Below are 18,330 nucleotides of genomic sequence, written 5' to 3'. Positions count from 1 at the left end.
ACTAAACCGGGAGGTTCCGTGGACGACGACACCGCACGGCGACACATCGCCACCCAGCGTCGCGAGCTCGCCGATCTGATCGAGGCGCTCGACGCCGACTCGCCCGAGTGCTGGTCGACGCCGTCGTTGTGTGCCGGCTGGTCGGTCCGTGACGTTGCCGTGCATCTCACCCACGCGACCTTGCCCGCGCCGCGCATCCTCTTCGAAGCCGCGCGCGGCGGCTTTCGGTTCAACGCCGTGGTCGACCGCATGGCCCGCGCTGACCAGCGCACCCCCGTGCGTATCGCCGAGGCGCTGCGGACCGACGCCGAGTCGCGGCGCCATCCGCCGGGCACGTCGGTGATGGAGCCGCTGATCGACCTGCTCGTGCACGGTCAGGACCTGTGCGTGCCCCTGGGTATCGATCGCGCGATGCCCGAGGATGCCGCCGTCGCAGCAGCGCATCGGGTCTGGGAGATGGGCTTTCCGTTCCAGGCGCGGCGGCACCTCGCCGGGCGGCGGCTGGTGGCCACCGATGTCGATTTCGAGGTGGGGGAGGGGCGCCCACACCACGCCCCGATCCGCGACCTGCTGATGCAGATGACCGGCCGGGCGGCCACGGCCGCGTAGGTCAGGGCGCCGGTTCGGCCCGCAACCCTGCCACAATGTAGCGCCGGGCATGGCGCAGGACCGACGCGTGATCGTCGAGGTCACACTGCTCGCCCGGGACTGTCGCCAGGCTCACGATGATCCGCGCGATCCACTCGGCGGCTTCGTCGCAATCGGTCGCGGGATGGATCTCGCCGCTGTCGACCGCGGCCTGCAGGTAGGGCTTCCAGAACGCTGCGATCTCCGGAACCAGGCCGCGCACACCGAGGCCGGCGCAGGCGGTGAAGGCCTCCGGCTCCTGCTGGCGCAGTTTGAGGACCAGCGCGCCAGGGGCCTCTGACTCCCGGCGGGCCAGTGCGACCCCGACGGCAATACGTTCGTCGAGCCCCTCTACCGCGTCGAGTCGGGCTTGCGACTCGGTCCAAAATGCCTCGTTGAGCCGGACGATCGCCGCCCCGAGAAGCTCGGCCTTGTCCGGGAAGTGCCGGTAGAGCCAGCCCCGGCTGACCCCGGCCACTTCGGCGACCTCCGAGACCGTGGTCGCACGAATGCCTTTGGCCGTCAGGCACTGCTCAGCCGCGTCGATGAGGCGGTCCCGAACCGATCGTCCGCGCACCACGGGGGTCGCCTGCGGGTCGGTCACACGATCTGCCCCGGTGTCCACGCTCACCGCCCTATCTTCGCAAATGGTCGCCGGGCCGTTGGTACGCTTCGCCGGCCGGTCGAGTAGACAAGTGCCGGAAACTGTTCACAATCGCGAAGGGCGGGGCTCATGGCCGATACCGTGCAGCAGCTCCTCCGGGAACGTCGCGATGACGACGGACTCGCAGTGACCCATGACGGGCAGCATTGGACGTGGCGCCAACACCTCGCCGAGGCGGAGACGCAGGCAGCCGCCCTCATCGGTCTGGCCGATCCCACCAGGCCCCTGCACGTGGGCGTGCTGCTCGGCAACAGCCCCGAGATGCTGACGGCACTGGCTGCCGCCGGACTGGGCGGCTACGTGTTGTGCGGTATCAACGACACCCGCCGCGGTGAGGCGCTCGCTCGGGACATCCGGCGCGCCGATGTGCAGATCCTGCTCACCGACGACGCCCACGCGGAATTGCTCGACGGGGTGGACCTCGCTGGTGTGGAGGTGCTGCGGACCGGGAGCGCGCAGTGGAAAGAGGCGACCACGCAGGCGCCACCGTTGGTGCCGCACCGGGAGGTCGGCCCCACCGACACCTTCATGCTGATCTTCACCTCGGGCACCAGCGGCGACCCGAAGGCCGTCAAGATGATGCACGCGATGGTCGTGCTCGCGGGCGCCGCGCTGGCCGGCCGCTTCGCCATCACTCCCGCAGACGTGTGCTACCTGTCGATGCCGCTGTTCCACAGCAACGGGGTGCTCGCGGGCTGGTCTGTGGCGCTGAACTCCGGCGCGGCCATGGCGCCGGCGCAGTTCAGCGCGTCGCGCTTCCTCGACGATGTCCGCAGCCACGGCGTCACCTACATGAACTATGTCGGCAAGCCACTGGCTTATCTGCTGGCCCGCCCGGAGCGGCCCGACGACAGCGACAATCCGCTGCGCATCGCCTTCGGCAACGAAGCCAGCGACCGCGACATCGCCGAATTCGCCCGTCGGTTCGGATGTCAGGTCTGGGACGGCTTCGGATCGACCGAGAACGCGGTCACGGTCACCCGGGAGGAGGGCTGCCCGCCGGGATCGATCGGCAAGGGTTTCCCGGGGGTGGCCATCTACGACCCCGAGGCGCTGACCGAGTGCGCTGTCGCGGAGTTCGACGAGCACGGCGCACTGCGCAACGGCGACGCCGCGATCGGCGAATTGGTCAACACCGAGGGGCCGGGGATGTTCGCCGGCTACTACAACGACGAGGACGCCACCGAGGAGCGGATGCGCCACGGCATGTTCTGGTCCGGGGACCTCGCCTACCGCGACGCCGACGGCTGGATCTACCTGGCCGGACGCACCGCCGACTGGATGCGGGTCGACGGCGAGAACATGACCGCGGCACCGATCGAACGAATCCTCGGCCGCCTGCCCGCGATCAGCCAGGTCGCGGTCTATCCGGTCCCCGACGAACTGGTCGGCGACCAGGTGATGGCCGCGGTCGTGCTCGCCGACGGCGCAACGCTGACCCCCGAGGAGTTCGGGATCTTCCTCGCCGGGCAGCCCGACCTGTCCCCGAAAGCGTGGCCGCGCCACGTCTGGGTGGCCGACGCGCTGCCCGCGACCGCGACCAACAAGGTACTCAAGCGCGAGCTGGTCGCGATGGGCACCGATCCGGCGGGGCGGCGGCTCTGGCGACGGGACGGGCGGACCTACTCCGGGGTCGCCGGGCTCACGGAATAGCGGTCCGATGGCGCGCGTTTAGGCTGTTGGCGGTTGACCTGGCATAATTGGGCCAGCCTTCCGGCCCCTCCGGCCGGGTGCCGACACCTCGGTTCCGGTTCACGCCGATACCTCCCGACGCGGGAGGGGCGACCCGGGGCCCACGATCGAAGAGGAAACCATGAAAACAGGCGTCCATCCGGACTACGTCGAGACCACCGTGCTGTGTGGTTGCGGTGCGAGCTTCACCACCCGCAGCACGAAGAAGAGCGGCAACATCACCGTCGAGGTCTGCTCGCAGTGCCACCCGTTCTACACCGGCAAGCAGAAGATCCTCGACAGCGGCGGCCGCGTCGCCCGCTTCGAGAAGCGGTACGGCAAGCGCACCAAGGCTTCCGAGGCTTCCGAGGCTTCCGGCGACAAGTAGCTGACTGAACGGCGCCCGCTCTGCTGCACACCGCGCAGGCCGGGCGCCGTTTCATGACCGGGGTAGACCGATTCGGAACGGAGGCGAGGTGAGCGACACCGCTTCGGCAGTCGACGCCATCATGGCGGAGCACGCCGAACTCGAGCAGCGCCTCTCCGAACCCGAGTTGCACGCCGATCCGGCCATGGCTCGCAAGGTGGGGCGCCGGTTTTCCCAGATCTCGCCGATCGTGGCCACCTACCGCAAGCTGGAGGCTGCGCGCGGTGATCTTGAGACGGCCCGGGAGCTCGCCGCCGACGACTCCTCGTTCGCCGGGGAGGTCGACGAGCTCACGGAGACGGTCGCGCGGCTCGAGACCACATTGTCCGATTTGCTGGCCCCGCGCGATCCCCACGACGCCGACGACATCGTGCTCGAGGTCAAGTCTGGCGAGGGCGGCGAGGAGTCCGCGCTGTTCGCCGCCGATCTCGCCCGGATGTACATCCGCTACGCCGAGCGGCACGGCTGGACCGTCACGATGCTCGACGAGACCGCGTCCGACCTCGGCGGCTACAAGGACGCGACCCTGTCGATCCGCAGCAAGGGCGATTCCGCCGACGGTGTGTGGGCGCGTCTGAAGTTCGAAGGCGGAGTGCACCGCGTGCAGCGGGTGCCGGTCACCGAGTCCCAGGGCCGCATCCACACCTCCGCAGCCGGTGTGCTCGTGTACCCGGAACCCGAGGAGATCGAGCAGGTCCAGATCGACGAATCCGATCTGCGCATCGACGTCTACCGGTCCTCGGGCAAGGGCGGCCAGGGCGTCAACACCACCGACTCCGCCGTGCGCATCACCCACTTGCCCACCGGCATCGTCGTCACCTGCCAGAACGAACGTTCGCAGCTGCAGAACAAGGCGCGGGCAATGCAAGTTCTCGCCGCCCGGCTGCAGTCGCTGGCCGAGGAGCAGGCCCAAGCCGATGCCTCTGCCGACCGGGCCAGCCAGATCCGCACCGTGGACCGCAGTGAGCGCATCCGCACCTACAACTTCCCCGAGAACCGGATCGCCGATCACCGGATCAACTTCAAGGCCCACAACCTCGATCAGGTCCTCGACGGCGATCTCGACCCGCTGTTCGACGCGCTGGCCGCGGCCGACCGGCAGGCGAAGCTACAGAGCGCGTCGTGAGCGTGGCCGGCGGCCCCGTGACGATGCGGCGTCTGATCGACGACGCCGCGGACCAGTTGGCTGCCGCCGGGGTCGGATCGCCGAGGGTCGACGCTGAACTACTCGCCGCACACGTCGCGGGTACCGAGCGGATGCTCGTCGGCTTCACTGTTCCCGACGCCGACTTCGCGCAACGATTCGCCGCGTTGGTCGCCCGCCGGGCTCAGCGCGTCCCGCTGCAGCACCTCACGGGCACGGCCGCTTTCGGCCCGGTGTCGGTGCATGTCGGGCCAGGGGTGTTCGTCCCGCGTCCGGAAACCGAGGCGCTGTTGGAGTGGGCGCTGGCCCAGCCGCTGCCGCCCGAGCCGGTGATCGTCGACCTGTGCACCGGTTCGGGTGCGCTGGCGCTGGCGCTGGCGCTGGCGCTGGCGAGTGGCCGCCCCCGGGCCCGAGTCGTCGCCGTCGATGACTCGCCCGACGCCCTGCGCTACGCCCGCCGCAACACGGCAGGCACCTCGGTGGAGGTGGTGTCCGCCGACGTCACCGCGCCCGGTGTGCTCGCCGACCTGGACGGAACCGTGGATCTGCTGGTGGCCAACCCGCCGTACATCCCGGCCGGCGCACAGCTGGAACCTGAAGTGGCGCAGTATGATCCGGCTCATGCACTGTTCGGTGGCCTGGACGGGATGGCTGTGATCGACCGCATCGCCGACGTCGCCGCGCGCCTGTTGCGCCCGGGTGGTTCCTGCGCCGTGGAACACGACGACACCACCTCCCCGCGTACGGTCGCCGCGTTCCTCCGCACCGGCCGATTCGCCGACGTGACGGCTCGACACGACCTCACCGGGCGGCCACGCTTCGTGACGGCCGTGCGCGACGAGTGAGAGGCTGGCTCACGTGAGCGAGATGTTCGACTGCGACGACCCCGAACAGCGCGACATCGGGATCGCATCCGCCATCAGCGCGCTCAAGGGCGGCCGCCTGGTGGTGATGCCCACCGACACTGTCTACGGAATCGGCGCTGATGCGTTCGACAGCGCGGCGGTCGCGTCGTTGCTCGCCGCCAAGGGCCGGGGGCGCGACATGCCGGTGCCGGTGCTCGTCGGCTCCTGGCACACCATCGACGGCCTCGTGTACTCGGTGCCCCAGAGTGCGAAGGAACTCATCCGGGCGTTCTGGCCCGGCGCGTTGAGCCTGGTGGTCCGGCAGGCGCCGTCACTGCAGTGGGATCTCGGCGACGCCAACGGCACCGTGATGCTGCGCATGCCCCTGCACCCCGTGGCGATCGAACTGCTCCGCGAGGTCGGCCCCCTGGCGGTGTCGAGCGCGAACATCTCGGGCCGTCCCGCCTCCGTCAGCGCGCAGCAGGCCCGCGAGCAACTCGGCGATCTCGTCGAGGTCTACCTCGACGGCGGCCCGGCCGAACAACAGGCCGCGTCGACCATCGTCGACCTCACCGGCGCACATCCCCGCGTCCTGCGGCAGGGCCCGGTCTCCGTCGACGCGGTGGCCGGTGTGCTCGGTGTCGACGCCGCGTCACTGACGGCGATCACGGACTGACGCGGCGGACAGACGATGTCGACCACGTTGCTGGCACTGACCGACCGGGGGGCGGGGGTGCCGCTGCGCGAGTTGGCACTCGTCGGCCTGACCGCGGCGATCATCACCTACCTCGCCACCGGGTGGGTGCGGGTGCTGGCCACTCGCTGGGGTGCGGTCGCCTATCCCCGCGAACGCGATGTGCACATGCAGCCCACGCCGCGGATGGGCGGCCTGGCCATGTACGTCGGGGTGGTCTTCGCTGTCCTGCTGGCGTCTCAGCTCCCGGCACTGACCCGGGGATTCGTGTACTCCTCCGGCCTGCCGGCCGTCGTCGTGGCGGGCGGTCTGATCATGGTCGTCGGGCTGATCGACGACCGATGGGGCCTCGACGCGCTGACCAAGTTCGCGGGCCAGATCACGGCGGCGAGCGTGATGGTCACGATGGGCGTGGCCTGGAGCGTGCTCTACATCCCGATCGGCGGGGTCGGCACCATCGTGCTCGACCAGGTCGCCTCGATCCTGCTCACCCTCGCGCTGACCGTCGCGATCGTCAACGCGATGAACTTCGTCGACGGCCTTGACGGATTGGCGGCCGGCCTCGGCCTGATCACCGCGTCGGCCATCTGCATCTTCTCCGTGGGACTGCTGCACGACCACGGCGGCGACGTGCTGTTCTATCCGCCCGCGGTGATCTCGGTGGTGCTGGCCGGGGCATGCCTGGGCTTCTTGCCGCACAACTTCCACAAGGCCCGGATCTTCATGGGGGATTCCGGGTCGATGCTCATCGGGTTGATGCTCGCGGCCGCCTCGACCACCGCGGCCGGACCCATCTCGCAGACGGCCTACGGTGCCCGCGACGTGTTCGCCCTGCTGTCGCCGTTCCTGCTCGTGGTCGCGGTGATGTTCGTGCCGGCGCTGGACATGCTGCTCGCCATCATTCGCAGAACCCGCGCGGGCCTGAGTCCGTTCAGCCCGGACAAGATGCACCTGCACCACCGTCTTCTCGAGATCGGGCACTCGCACCGACGGGTCGTCCTGCTCATCTACGTGTGGGTGGGCATCGTCGCTCTCGGGGCGGCGAGCACGATCTTCTTCGATCCGCGGCACACCGCCGCGGTCATGGCCGGTGCCATCGTGGTGGCCGGGGTGGTGACGCTGATTCCGTTGCTGAGACGGCGCGACACCGACGGTCAGGAGGTCATAGACGGCCCAGCGCACGAGGTATACGACAAAAAGTAGTAGGCCCCCTTTTGTGGCTCTCACCATGTGTTAGGGTTCAATTAGAACCCGAAAAAACCTCGCGGGTTGCCGGCCTCCGAACCATCGGTTCTCAGATTCCTGAGTGTCGATCGGGGCGGACACACGACCGACAGATCGACCGATTCAGGAGCTACCTCTTGGGTGATTCCCGCGCGCCCGTCGCCCTCCGATACGCTACGGACGCTCACAGGATCAACGAGACGACGCTCACACGATATGACCGTGGAATTGAGGTGACACAGTGACGACGCCAGCGCAGGACGCGCCGTTGGTGTTCCCGTCCGTGGCTTTCCGGCCGATCCGCCTGCTCGTGATCTGCGCGGTCGTCTCCGGCCTCCTCACGGTCGCCGCGGCGCTGGTGGGATACCCCCTCTTCGGTGCCTTCTTCGCGATCGGCATGGCGCTGGGTCTGACGAACGCGCTGCTGGTTCGCCGCGCAGTCGAGTCGATCACCGCCGGCGACCACCCGCTGAAGAAGAAGATGGCCCTGAATTCGGCTTCCCGGCTGCTGGCGATCACCGTCGTCGCGCTCACCATCGCGTTCGTATTCCGGCCGATGGGCCTCGGGGTGCTGTTCGGTCTGGCACTGTTCCAGGTGGTTCTCGTGATGAGCACCTCCCTGCCCGTTCTCAAGAAGCTGCGCGCCGGTAGCCCCGACACCCCTGCCGACGCCGCGGCGCCCGCTGCTGACACCTCGACGCCCACCGACGGATAGCTCAAGGACTGATTCGTAGATGACTCAAAGTGTGCTCGCCCTCGAGGTCGGCCACCACATCGAACAGAAGTGGTTCGGCCTGACGGTCAACGTCGACACCGTCTTGTCGACCGCGATCGCCGGCATCATCGTCATCGCCCTGGCCTTCTTCCTGCGCGCCAAGGTGACCTCGACCGGCGTGCCCGGTGGCGTCCAGCTGTTCTTCGAGGCGATCACCATCCAGATGCGCAACCAGGTGGAGAGCGCGATCGGGATGCGGATCGCACCGTTCGTGCTCCCGCTGGCGGTGGCGCTGTTCTGCTTCATCCTGTTCGCCAACTGGTTGTCGGTGCTGCCAGTGCAGTACACCGACTCCGAGGGCGTCACCACCGAGCTGATCAAACCGCCGGCCTCGGACATCAACTTCGTGCTCGCGCTGGCTCTGTTCGTCTTCCTCTGCTACCACGCCGCGGGCGTGTGGCGCCGGGGCGTCATCGGCCACCCGATCAAGGTCGCCAAGGGTCACGTCGCGTTCCTCGCGCCGATCAACATCGTCGAAGAGATCGCCAAGCCGATCTCGCTGTCACTGCGACTCTTCGGCAACATCTTCGCCGGCGGCATCATGGTCGGCCTGATCGCGCTGTTCCCGGCCTGGATTCTGTGGCTGCCGAACGCCATCTGGAAGTCGTTCGACCTCTTCATCGGTCTCATCCAGGCGTTCATCTTCGCTCTGCTGACGATCCTGTACTTCGGGCAGTCGATGGAGCTCGATCACGGCGACCACGACGCCAAGCACGATGACGCCAAGCACGATGACGAATCCGACCACGCCAAGCAGGGCGCGGCCACCGCTCACTGAGACCGCAGTACCCGTTAGACCCAACAGAACCTGGCGACAACCGACAGCCAGTTATCAAGGAGGATAAGCAATGGATCCCACTATCGCTGCAGGTGCGCTCATCGGCGGTGGTCTGATCATGGCCGGCGGCGCGATCGGTGCAGGCATCGGTGACGGCATCGCCGGTAACGCCCTGATCTCGGGCATCGCCCGGCAGCCGGAAGCCCAGGGCCGGCTGTTCACCCCGTTCTTCATCACCGTTGGTCTGGTCGAGGCGGCCTACTTCATCAACCTGGCCTTCATGGCGCTGTTCGTGTTCGCCACCCCGGTCGGCGGCTAACTCGTCGTCATGGGTGAAACCACCGCACGGGTCTTGGCAGCCGAAGAAGGAGGCGGGGGGACCAGTAACTTCCTGGTCCCCAACGGCACCTTCTTTTTCGTCCTGCTCATCTTCCTGATCGTGCTCGGCGTGATCTGGAAATGGGTGGTGCCGCCGGTGAGCAAGGTGTTGGCCGAGCGCGAGGCGATGCTCGCCAAGACCGCTGCCGACAACCGGAAAGCCGCCGAGCTGACGGCGGCTGCCCAGGCGGACTACGAAGAGACCATGGCCAAGGCGCGCAGCGAGGCTGCGTCGATCCGCGACGAGGCCCGCGCAGAGGGCCGCCAAGCGGTCGACGAGGCGCGTGCCGAGGCCGGTAACGAGGTGTCGGAGAAGCTGCAGTCGGCCAACGCCGAGCTGGAGCGCAACGCGGCGTCGACCAACGAGGAGTTGCAGTCGTCGGTCGACGGCCTGTCGGCCACCCTGGCCAGCCGCGTCCTCGGCGTCGACGTCAACGGCACCGCGAGTGAGAGGCGCTGATGTCCACCTTCATCGGACAGCTGGTCGGATTCGTGCTCATCGTGGCGATCATCGTCAAATGGGTGGTCCCGCCGGTCCGCAAGCTGATGAACACCCAGCAGGAAGCGGTGCGCGCCGCGCTCATGGAGAGCAAGGCCGCCGCCGACAAGCTGGCCAACGCTGACGCGGAGCACGCCAAGGCCGTCGAAGAAGCCAAGAACCGTGGTGAGAAGTTGACCGAGGAGGCTCGCGCCGACTCGTCGCGGATCGCCGAGCACCTGCGTGAGCAGGCCGGAACCGAAGCCGAGCGCATCAAAGCGCAAGGCGACCAACAGGTTTCGCTGCTCCGTCAGCAGACCATCCGTGGCCTGCGTCAGCAGCTGGGGTTGGAGTCGGTGGACAAGGCCGAGCAGATCATCCGTGATCACCTCGCCGACAACGATGCGCAGACCGCATCGGTGGACCGGTTCCTCGATCAGCTCGACGACATGGCACCGTCCCCGGCAGTTCTCGAGGCCGGCGCCCCGCTCAACCTGCGTGCCGCCAGCCGGGAGGCACTCGCCGAACTCGTCAAGCAGTTCGAGTCCGTCACCGACGGTGCCGACGCGGACAGCCTCACGACGCTTGCCGACGAGCTCACCTCGGTCGCTACGCTGCTGACCGAGGAGCACGCGCTCAACACCCACCTCGCCGAGCCCACCGACGAACCGGCCGCCAAGGAGCGTCTGGTCGAGCGGCTGTTCGCCGACAAGCTCGCCGAGACATCTGTCGATCTGCTCAAAACCGCTGTGGCACAGCGCTGGTCGGATGACGGCAACCTCGTCGATGCTCTCGAGCACGTCGCCCGGCTGGCACTGCTGGTCCGCGCGGAGCGCAACGAGCAGAGTGAAGAGGTCGAAGAGCAGCTGTTCCGCGTGGGCCGGGTGCTCGACGCGGAATCACGGCTCAACCGATTGCTGTCCGATCCCACGGTGCCCGCCGACAAGCGGATCGAACTGCTGAACAAGGTCGTCGAGGGCGGCGGGGGAGTCAACGACACCACCGCGGCGCTGCTGGCTCAGACCGTCCGGTTGCTGCGCGGCGGGCTCGCCGACGCAGCCGTCGCCGATCTCGCCGAGTTGGCGGTGTCCCGCCGCGGTGAAGCGGTCGCGGAGGTCACTGCCGCGACCGAGATCAGTGACGCTCAGCGCACGCGTCTGACCGAAATCCTCAGCCGCATCTACGGCACCGACGTGTCGGTGCAGCTCGACGTCGATCCGGCCATCCTCGGCGGACTCCTCATCACGGTCGGTGAAGAGGTCATCGACGGCTCCATCTCCTCCCGGTTGGCAGCGGCCCGCACGGGCCTGCCGGACTGACCGGCCCAGAACTCCCAGCAACGAAACACGAAGGCAGGAAGACGAACCCATGGCAGAGTTGACAATCTCGGCTTCTGACATCGAGGGCGCGATCGAGGACTACGTCTCCTCCTTCGCCGCCGACTCCGACCGTGAAGAGATCGGCACGGTCATCGATGCGGGCGACGGCATCGCTCACGTCGAAGGCCTGCCCTCGGTCATGACCCAGGAACTGCTCGAGTTCCCCGGTGGCGTGCTCGGTGTCGCGCTGAACCTCGACGAGCACACGGTCGGCGCCGTCATCCTCGGCGAGTTCGAGAAGATCGAACAGGGTCAGCAGGTGAAGCGCACCGGCGAGGTGCTCTCCGTGCCGGTCGGCGACGCCTTCCTCGGCCGCGTCATCAACCCGCTCGGCCAGCCCATCGACGGTCAGGGCGACATCGAGCCCGACGCCCGTCGCGCACTCGAGCTGCAGGCTCCGTCGGTGGTGCAGCGTCAGGGTGTGTCGGAGCCCCTGCAGACCGGCATCAAGGCCATCGACAGCCAGACCCCGATCGGCCGTGGCCAGCGCCAGCTGATCATCGGCGACCGCAAGACCGGTAAGACGGCGGTCGCGGTCGACACGATCCTCAACCAGCGCGAGGCATGGGAGACCGGCGACCCGAGCAAGCAGGTGCGCTGCGTGTATGTCGCGATCGGCCAGAAGGGCACCACGATCGCCTCCGTGAAGCGGGCCCTCGAAGAGGGTGGTGCGATGGAGTACACCACCATCGTCGCCGCGCCTGCCTCCGACGCCGCCGGCTTCAAATGGCTTGCGCCGTACACCGGTTCGGCCATCGGCCAGCACTGGATGTACGACGGCAAGCACGTGCTGATCGTGTTCGACGATCTCTCGAAGCAGGCCGACGCCTACCGCGCGATCTCGCTGCTGCTGCGCCGTCCGCCGGGTCGCGAGGCGTTCCCCGGTGACGTGTTCTACCTGCACTCGCGGCTACTCGAACGTTGCGCGAAGCTGTCCGACGAGCTCGGCGGCGGCTCGATGACCGGTCTGCCGATCATCGAGACCAAGGCCAACGACATCTCGGCGTTCATCCCCACGAACGTCATCTCGATCACCGACGGCCAGTGCTTCCTGGAGTCCGACCTGTTCAACCAGGGTGTGCGCCCGGCCATCAACGTCGGTGTGTCGGTGTCGCGCGTCGGTGGTGCCGCCCAGATCAAGGCAATGAAAGAGGTGGCGGGCTCGCTGCGTCTGGAGCTCTCGCAGTACCGCGAGCTCGAGTCGTTCGCGGCGTTCGCCTCGGATCTGGACGCAGCGTCGAAGGCCCAGCTGGACCGCGGTGCCCGTCTGGTCGAGCTGCTCAAGCAGCCCCAGTACACCCCGTACGCGGTCGAGGACCAGGTCATCGCGATCTTCCTCGGCACCGGTGGCCACCTGGATTCGGTTCCCGTCGAAGACGTCGCGCGCTTTGAATCCGAGCTGCTGGAGCACATCAAGAGTTCCCACAGCGAAGTCCTCGACAGCATCCGCGAGAGCAAGAAGTTCCCGGAAGAAGAGCAGGACAAGGTCAGCGACATCATCAACGAGTTCAAGAAGGGCTTCTCCGCCACGGACGGAAGCTCGGTCGCGGTCGACGACAAGACCGAGGCGATGGACGAAGAGGACGTCGAGAAAGAGTCCGTCAAGGTCCGCAAACCGGCCAAGAAGTAAGACCGACAACGACGTTGGACCGAAAGGGTCTGGAGAGCTAGATGGCTGCAACACTGCGCGAGCTTCGGGGGCGCATCCGTTCCGCCGGGTCGATCAAGAAGATCACCAAGGCCCAGGAGCTGATCGCGACCTCGCGAATCTCGAAGGCGCAGGCCCGAGTCGAGGCGGCTCGGCCCTACAGTACCGAGATCACCAACATGCTGACCGAGCTGGCCAGCGCCAGCGCGCTGGATCATCCGCTGCTGGTCGAGCGGGAGAACCGCAAGCGTGCCGGTGTGCTGGTGGTGTCCTCGGACCGAGGCCTGTGTGGGGCGTACAACGCCAACGTGCTGCGCCAGTCCGAGGAACTCTTCGCGCTGTTGCGTGACGAGGGCAAAGAGCCCGTTGTCTACGTGGTGGGCCGTAAAGCGCTGGGCTACTACAACTTCCGTCAGCGCGAGGTCGTCGAATCCTGGACGGGATTCTCCGAGCGCCCGGATTACGAGAACGCCAAGGAGATCGCCGAGACCCTGGTGGCGGCGTTCATGGCCGGTGCCGACGACGACGGTGACGACGCCGGCGCCGACGGCGTGCTCGGAGTCGACGAACTCCATATCGTCTTCACCGAATTCAAGTCGATGCTGTCGCAGAGCGCGGCGGCGCGCCGCATCGCTCCGATGGTCGTCGAGTACGTCGAAGACGACCGTCCCGACGACGGCCCCCGCACCCTGTTCACGTTCGAGCCCAACGCGGAAACGCTGTTCGACGCACTGCTGCCGCGCTACGTGGCCACCCGCGTCTACGCCGCGTTGCTCGAGGCGGCGGCCTCGGAGTCGGCCTCACGCCGACGGGCCATGAAGTCGGCCACCGACAACGCCGACGATCTGATCAAGTCCCTCACCCTGGCGGCCAACCGCGAGCGGCAGGCACAGATCACCCAAGAAATCAGCGAGATCGTCGGCGGCGCCAACGCGCTGGCCGACGCCAAATGACCTCCAGCAGCATCGGTTAGGAAGCGAAGAAAATGAGCGCACCCGCAGAAGAGAAGTCCAAGGAAAGCACCAAGGAGACCACCGGTCGCGTGGTTCGTATCACCGGCCCGGTTGTGGACGTGGAGTTTCCCCGCGGTTCCGTGCCCGAGCTGTTCAACGCGCTGCACGCGGAGATCTCCTACAAGGAGCTGTCGAAGACGCTGACCCTGGAGGTCGCGCAGCACCTCGGCGACAACCTGGTGCGGACCATCTCGATGCAGCCCACCGACGGTCTCGTCCGCGGCGTCGAGGTCACCGACACCGGTAACTCGATCTCGGTGCCCGTCGGCGACGGCGTCAAGGGCCACGTGTTCAACGCCCTGGGTGACTGCCTCGACGAGCCGGGCTACGGCAAGGACTTCGAGCACTGGTCGATCCACCGCAAGCCGCCGGCCTTCTCCGAGCTCGAGCCTCGTACCGAGATGCTCGAGACGGGCCTCAAGGTCGTCGACCTGCTGACCCCCTACGTGCGCGGTGGCAAGATCGCGCTGTTCGGCGGCGCGGGCGTGGGCAAGACCGTGCTCATCCAGGAGATGATCAACCGCATCGCCCGCAACTTCGGTGGTACCTCGGTGTTCGCCGGCGTGGGTGAGCGCACCCGTGAGGGCAACGACCTGTGGGTCGAGCTCGAGGACGCCAACGTGCTCAAGGACACCGCGCTGGTGTTCGGTCAGATGGACGAGCCGCCGGGCACGCGTATGCGTGTCGCGCTCTCGGCGCTGACCATGGCGGAGTACTTCCGCGACGAGCAGGGCCAGGACGTGCTGCTGTTCATCGACAACATTTTCCGGTTCACCCAGGCCGGTTCCGAGGTGTCGACGCTGCTCGGACGTATGCCGTCCGCGGTGGGTTACCAGCCCACGCTCGCTGACGAGATGGGTGAGCTCCAGGAGCGCATCACCTCGACCCGCGGCAAGTCCATCACCTCGATGCAGGCCGTGTACGTGCCCGCCGACGACTACACCGACCCGGCGCCCGCCACCACGTTCGCACACCTCGATGCGACCACCGAGCTTTCTCGTACGGTGTTCTCGAAGGGCATCTTCCCGGCCGTGGACCCGCTGGCATCGAGCTCGACGATCCTCGACCCGGCCGTCGTCGGTGACGAGCACTACCGCGTCGCGCAGGAAGTCATCCGAATCCTGCAGCGCTACAAGGATCTTCAGGACATCATCGCCATCCTCGGTATCGACGAGCTCGCCGAAGAGGACAAGCAGCTGGTCAACCGTGCGCGTCGTATCGAGCGCTTCCTGAGCCAGAACATGATGGCGGCCGAGCAGTTCACCGGTCAGCCCGGCTCCACGGTGCCGCTCAAGGAGACCATCGAGGCGTTCGACAAGCTCACCAAGGGCGACTTCGATCACCTGCCCGAGCAGGCGTTCTTCCTGATCGGTGGTCTCGACGACCTGGCGAAGAAGGCCGAAAGCCTCGGCGCCAAGCTGTGATCGCCAGTGACGCTATCGGGAAGGGCGGTGTGACATGGCGGAGATGAACGTCGAGATCGTCGCCGTCGAGCGTGAATTGTGGGCGGGTGAAGCGACTTTCGTCTTCACTCGCACCACCGCGGGTGAGATCGGCATCCTGCCCCGGCACATTCCGCTCGTCGCTCAGCTCGTCGACGACGCGATGGTGCGGGTCGAGCGGGACGGTGAGGACGATCTGCGGATCGCCGTCGACGGGGGCTTCCTGTCGGTGACAGAAGAGACCGTCCGCATCCTGGTCGAGAACGCACAGTTCGAAGACGAGATCAACGCCGACGACGCGAAGCAGGATTCCGAGTCCGACGACGAGCGGACAGCGGCATGGGGCAGGGCGCGGCTCCGCGCCCTCGGCCAGCTGGACTGACCGGCGATGAGCGCGTCCATGGTGTTCATGGTCGCGCTGGTCAGTGTGCTTCTGCTGGCCGTCATCGCACTGAGCTACCGATTGTGGAAACTACGCCAGGTGGGCGGCACGGCAGCGATCCTGCGTGACGTGCCCGCCGTCGGCGGCCACGGTTGGCGCCACGGTGTAGTGCGTTATCGCGGTGGCGAGGCGCAGTTCTACCAACTCTCCAGCCTTCGGTGGTGGCCCGATCGGACGCTCAGCCGGCGGGGTTTGGAGGTCGTGTCGCGACGCCCACCGCGCGGTGACGAGTTCGACATCATGACCGACGAGATCGTCGTCCTCGAACTGCGCGACGTCGTGCCTGACCGCGGCCGGGGATACGAGATCGCCCTGGATCGCGGTGCGCTGACCGCGTTCACCTCATGGGTCGAATCGCGACCCTCGCCCCGGGCCCGTCGACGCAGCTACTGAGCGGTGCCGCCCGGGCGCCACAACACATCGCCGTCCGGGTTGGCCACCCGCGACAGGATGAACAGCAGGTCGGACAGCCGGTTCAGATACTTCGCGGGCAGCACGCTGATGGAGTCGCCGTGGGCGTCGACCGCCAGCCAGGCTGATCGTTCAGCCCGCCGCGCCACCGTGCGCGCGACGTGCAGGAGTGCCGACAGTGCTGTGCCGCCGGGCAAGATGAACGAGTTGAGCTCCGGCAGGGGCTCGTTGAACTCGTCGCACCACTTCTCGAGGCGGTCGATGTAGCTCTGTTGGATGCGCAGCGGCGGGTATTCCGGGTTGTCGACCACGGGTGTGGACAGGTCGGCGCCCGCATCGAACAGGTCGTTCTGGATACGGCGGAGTACGTCGAGCACGCGTTCGTCGGGTTGCCCCAGTGCGACCGCGACACCGATCGCGGCGTTCGCCTCGTCACAGTCGGCGTATGCCACCAGCCGCGGGTCGTTCTTGGACACCCGGCTGAAATCACTGAGGCCTGTGGTCCCGTCGTCGCCGGTCCGGGTGTAGATCCGCGTCAGATGCACTGCCATGCCCAAACCGTACGGGACGTGTCCGGGGTGATTCGCGGAGACTGACATGGGTCAGCCCGCTGTTTACACTGACCGCGTGGGTGAGCGTTTCGTGGTGACCGGCGGCAGTCGGTTGGCAGGCGAAGTGGCTGTCGGAGGCGCCAAGAACAGCGTCTTGAAACTGATGGCCGCGTCCTTGCTGGCCGAAGGCACCAGCACCATCACCAATTGTCCCGACATCCTCGACGTCCCGCTGATGGCCGAGGTGCTTCGCGGCCTGGGCGCGACCGTCGATCTCGACGGCGACGTCGTCCGCATCACCTCCCCGGACGAACCCAAGTACGACGCCGACTTCGCCGCGGTCCGGCAGTTCCGTGCGTCGGTGTGCGTGCTCGGTCCGCTGGTCGGCAGGTGCAAACGAGCCAAAGTGGCGCTGCCGGGGGGAGACGCGATCGGGTCGCGCCCGCTGGACATGCACCAGGCAGGTCTGCGCCAACTCGGTGCGCGATGCACGATCGAGCACGGGTGTGTGGTGGCCGAGGCCGACCACCTGCACGGCGCCGAGATCCAGCTCGAGTTCCCGTCGGTCGGTGCCACCGAGAACATTCTGATGGCGGCGGTACTCGCCGAGGGCGTCACCACGATTCACAACGCGGCGCGCGAACCCGATGTCGTGGACCTGTGCACGATGCTCAACCAGATGGGCGCGCAGATCAGCGGCGCGGGATCCTCGACGCTGACCATCACCGGTGTCGACCGGCTCTATCCCACCGAGCATCGGGTCATCGGGGACAGGATCGTCGCCGCGACGTGGGGGATCGCCGCGGCGATGACGCGCGGGGACATCTCGGTGACCGGGGTCGATCCCGCGCATCTGCAGTTGGTGCTCCACAAACTGCACGACGCCGGCGCGACCGTGACGCAGTCCGACGACGGCTTCCGGGTTGTGCAGTACGAGCGACCGAAGGCAGTGAACGTGGCGACGCTGCCGTTCCCCGGTTTTCCGACCGACTTGCAGCCGATGGCCATCGGCCTGGCCTCGATAGCCGACGGCACGTCGATGATCACGGAGAACGTGTTCGAAGCGCGGTTCCGTTTCGTCGAGGAGATGATCCGGTTGGGTGCGGACGCCCGCACCGACGGCCATCACGCCGTCTTGCGGGGGATACCGCAGCTGTCGAGTGCACCGGTGTGGTCGTCGGACATCCGTGCGGGCGCCGGCTTGGTGTTGGCCGGACTCGTGGCCGATGGTGACACCGAAGTGCACGACGTCTTTCACATCGACCGCGGGTATCCGAACTTCGTGGAAAATCTCGTCAGTCTGGGCGCGGAGGTCGAGCGAGTCAGCTAGGGTCCGGCGCTCGTTTTGGCCTCTTGCGCTGGGCATTTGGGCGTCTGGCCGACAGCACGTAGTATTTCATTCATAAGCAACGGCCTCGGTCGAAAGACCTGAGGACGAGCTTGACCGCCCTGGTCACATGCAGTACAGTGGCAGGGTTGCCTGAAAACGGCGGTGTTGTTTGAGAACTCAATAGTGTGTTTGGTGGTTTTTGTTTGTTGTTTTTTGTTGTGTCCGCATTTTCCCGTTTGGGGGCATGACGTTTTTTGGATGCCAGTTTTGGTGTCTTTTGTTTGTGATCGGATTTTTCTGATTCGGATTCTTTCCTGCCTGTGTGGTGGGGGGTTTTTGTTTGGAGAGTTTGATCCTGGCTCAGGACGAACGCTGGCGGCGTGCTTAACACATGCAAGTCGAACGGAAA

20 protein-coding genes and 1 rRNA gene are annotated in these 18,330 nt (G+C 66.9%); 19 read left to right on the top strand and 2 right to left on the bottom strand.

Translation table 11 applies throughout. The features are described from left to right. Positions 1-18: 18 nt before the first annotated feature. Complete coding sequence (locus tag ACZY1G_RS05100) at positions 19-609, top strand: maleylpyruvate isomerase family mycothiol-dependent enzyme (protein ID WP_463821802.1); 591 nt, start codon at positions 19-21, stop codon at positions 607-609. 1 nt (position 610) lies between these two features. On the opposite strand, the gene ACZY1G_RS05095 is transcribed toward ACZY1G_RS05100, so the two are convergent. After that, positions 611-1,231 (bottom strand): TetR/AcrR family transcriptional regulator, encoded by a 621-nt coding sequence (locus ACZY1G_RS05095; protein WP_463815765.1) that lies wholly within the window; start codon positions 1,229-1,231, stop codon positions 611-613. Positions 1,232-1,360: 129 nt separating this feature from the next. Between ACZY1G_RS05095 and fadD1 the strand changes: the two genes are divergently transcribed. The 16 genes from fadD1 to ACZY1G_RS05015 all read left to right on the top strand — a co-directional run bounded on the left by fadD1 (position 1,361) and on the right by ACZY1G_RS05015 (position 16,022). Next, the gene (gene fadD1, locus ACZY1G_RS05090; RefSeq protein ID WP_463821801.1) at positions 1,361-2,944 is read left to right on the top strand and encodes a fatty-acid--CoA ligase FadD1; all 1,584 of its coding nucleotides are present in this window, start codon (positions 1,361-1,363) and stop codon (positions 2,942-2,944) included. Between the two features lie 160 nt (positions 2,945-3,104). Next, positions 3,105-3,350, top strand: coding sequence for a 50S ribosomal protein L31 (gene rpmE, locus ACZY1G_RS05085; RefSeq protein ID WP_463815767.1), 246 nt, complete (start codon positions 3,105-3,107; stop codon positions 3,348-3,350). 121 nt (positions 3,351-3,471) lie between these two features. Beyond that, positions 3,472-4,515, top strand: coding sequence for a peptide chain release factor 1 (gene prfA, locus ACZY1G_RS05080; protein ID WP_463815845.1), 1,044 nt, complete (start codon positions 3,472-3,474; stop codon positions 4,513-4,515). Positions 4,516-4,538: 23 nt separating this feature from the next. Then, the gene (gene prmC / locus ACZY1G_RS05075) at positions 4,539-5,378 is read left to right on the top strand and encodes a peptide chain release factor N(5)-glutamine methyltransferase (RefSeq protein WP_463822201.1); all 840 of its coding nucleotides are present in this window, start codon (positions 4,539-4,541) and stop codon (positions 5,376-5,378) included. 13 nt (positions 5,379-5,391) lie between these two features. After that, a complete protein-coding gene (locus ACZY1G_RS05070; RefSeq protein ID WP_463821800.1) occupies positions 5,392-6,054 on the top strand; it encodes an L-threonylcarbamoyladenylate synthase in 663 nt (220 codons plus the stop codon). 15 nt (positions 6,055-6,069) lie between these two features. Next, a complete protein-coding gene (locus tag ACZY1G_RS05065) occupies positions 6,070-7,275 on the top strand; it encodes a glycosyltransferase family 4 protein (protein ID WP_463821799.1) in 1,206 nt (401 codons plus the stop codon). Positions 7,276-7,537: 262 nt separating this feature from the next. Beyond that, positions 7,538-8,011: an ATP synthase subunit I gene (locus ACZY1G_RS05060; protein ID WP_463815770.1), complete on the top strand. Its 474-nt coding sequence runs from the start codon at positions 7,538-7,540 to the stop codon at positions 8,009-8,011. Between the two features lie 19 nt (positions 8,012-8,030). After that, positions 8,031-8,849, top strand: a complete 819-nt coding sequence (gene atpB / locus ACZY1G_RS05055) for a F0F1 ATP synthase subunit A (RefSeq protein ID WP_463821798.1) — start codon at positions 8,031-8,033, stop codon at positions 8,847-8,849. A gap of 70 nt (positions 8,850-8,919) precedes the next feature. Further along, the gene (locus ACZY1G_RS05050; RefSeq protein WP_046361386.1) at positions 8,920-9,168 is read left to right on the top strand and encodes a F0F1 ATP synthase subunit C; all 249 of its coding nucleotides are present in this window, start codon (positions 8,920-8,922) and stop codon (positions 9,166-9,168) included. A gap of 9 nt (positions 9,169-9,177) precedes the next feature. Then, positions 9,178-9,687, top strand: coding sequence for a F0F1 ATP synthase subunit B (locus tag ACZY1G_RS05045; protein ID WP_463815772.1), 510 nt, complete (start codon positions 9,178-9,180; stop codon positions 9,685-9,687). Then, positions 9,687-11,024 carry a F0F1 ATP synthase subunit B/delta gene (locus ACZY1G_RS05040; RefSeq protein WP_463821797.1) on the top strand — a complete coding sequence of 446 codons (1,338 nt, stop codon included), beginning with the start codon at positions 9,687-9,689 and terminating at the stop codon, positions 11,022-11,024. The genes ACZY1G_RS05045 and ACZY1G_RS05040 overlap by 1 nt, the downstream gene beginning before the upstream one ends. A 49-nt stretch (positions 11,025-11,073) precedes the next feature. Continuing rightward, a complete protein-coding gene (atpA, locus tag ACZY1G_RS05035) occupies positions 11,074-12,714 on the top strand; it encodes a F0F1 ATP synthase subunit alpha (RefSeq protein WP_463815774.1) in 1,641 nt (546 codons plus the stop codon). Positions 12,715-12,755: 41 nt separating this feature from the next. Beyond that, positions 12,756-13,685 (top strand): F0F1 ATP synthase subunit gamma, encoded by a 930-nt coding sequence (locus ACZY1G_RS05030; RefSeq protein ID WP_463815775.1) that lies wholly within the window; start codon positions 12,756-12,758, stop codon positions 13,683-13,685. Positions 13,686-13,717: 32 nt separating this feature from the next. Further along, positions 13,718-15,169 (top strand): F0F1 ATP synthase subunit beta, encoded by a 1,452-nt coding sequence (gene atpD / locus ACZY1G_RS05025; protein WP_048422046.1) that lies wholly within the window; start codon positions 13,718-13,720, stop codon positions 15,167-15,169. 34 nt (positions 15,170-15,203) lie between these two features. Then, complete coding sequence (locus tag ACZY1G_RS05020; protein ID WP_463815776.1) at positions 15,204-15,569, top strand: F0F1 ATP synthase subunit epsilon; 366 nt, start codon at positions 15,204-15,206, stop codon at positions 15,567-15,569. Positions 15,570-15,575: 6 nt separating this feature from the next. Further along, on the top strand, positions 15,576-16,022 hold the full coding sequence (locus ACZY1G_RS05015; RefSeq protein WP_463815777.1) for a DUF2550 domain-containing protein: 447 nt from the start codon (positions 15,576-15,578) through the stop codon (positions 16,020-16,022). Here the strand turns inward: ACZY1G_RS05015 and ACZY1G_RS05010 are convergent. Then, on the bottom strand, positions 16,016-16,591 hold the full coding sequence (locus ACZY1G_RS05010) for a cob(I)yrinic acid a,c-diamide adenosyltransferase (protein ID WP_463821796.1): 576 nt from the start codon (positions 16,589-16,591) through the stop codon (positions 16,016-16,018). The two genes, ACZY1G_RS05015 and ACZY1G_RS05010, sit on opposite strands and share 7 nt — an antisense overlap. Positions 16,592-16,667: 76 nt before the next feature. On the opposite strand from ACZY1G_RS05010, the gene murA reads away from it, so the two are divergent. Both murA and ACZY1G_RS05000 read left to right on the top strand, forming a co-directional pair. Next, positions 16,668-17,921: a UDP-N-acetylglucosamine 1-carboxyvinyltransferase gene (gene murA, locus ACZY1G_RS05005; RefSeq protein WP_463821795.1), complete on the top strand. Its 1,254-nt coding sequence runs from the start codon at positions 16,668-16,670 to the stop codon at positions 17,919-17,921. 337 nt (positions 17,922-18,258) lie between these two features. Continuing rightward, a 16S ribosomal RNA gene (locus ACZY1G_RS05000) occupies positions 18,259-18,330 on the top strand; the annotation flags it as partial.

The sequence above is a fragment of the Mycobacterium sp. IDUB_5 genome (genome assembly GCF_055419565.1).
This window is presented reverse-complemented; position numbering and strand designations above follow the sequence as displayed.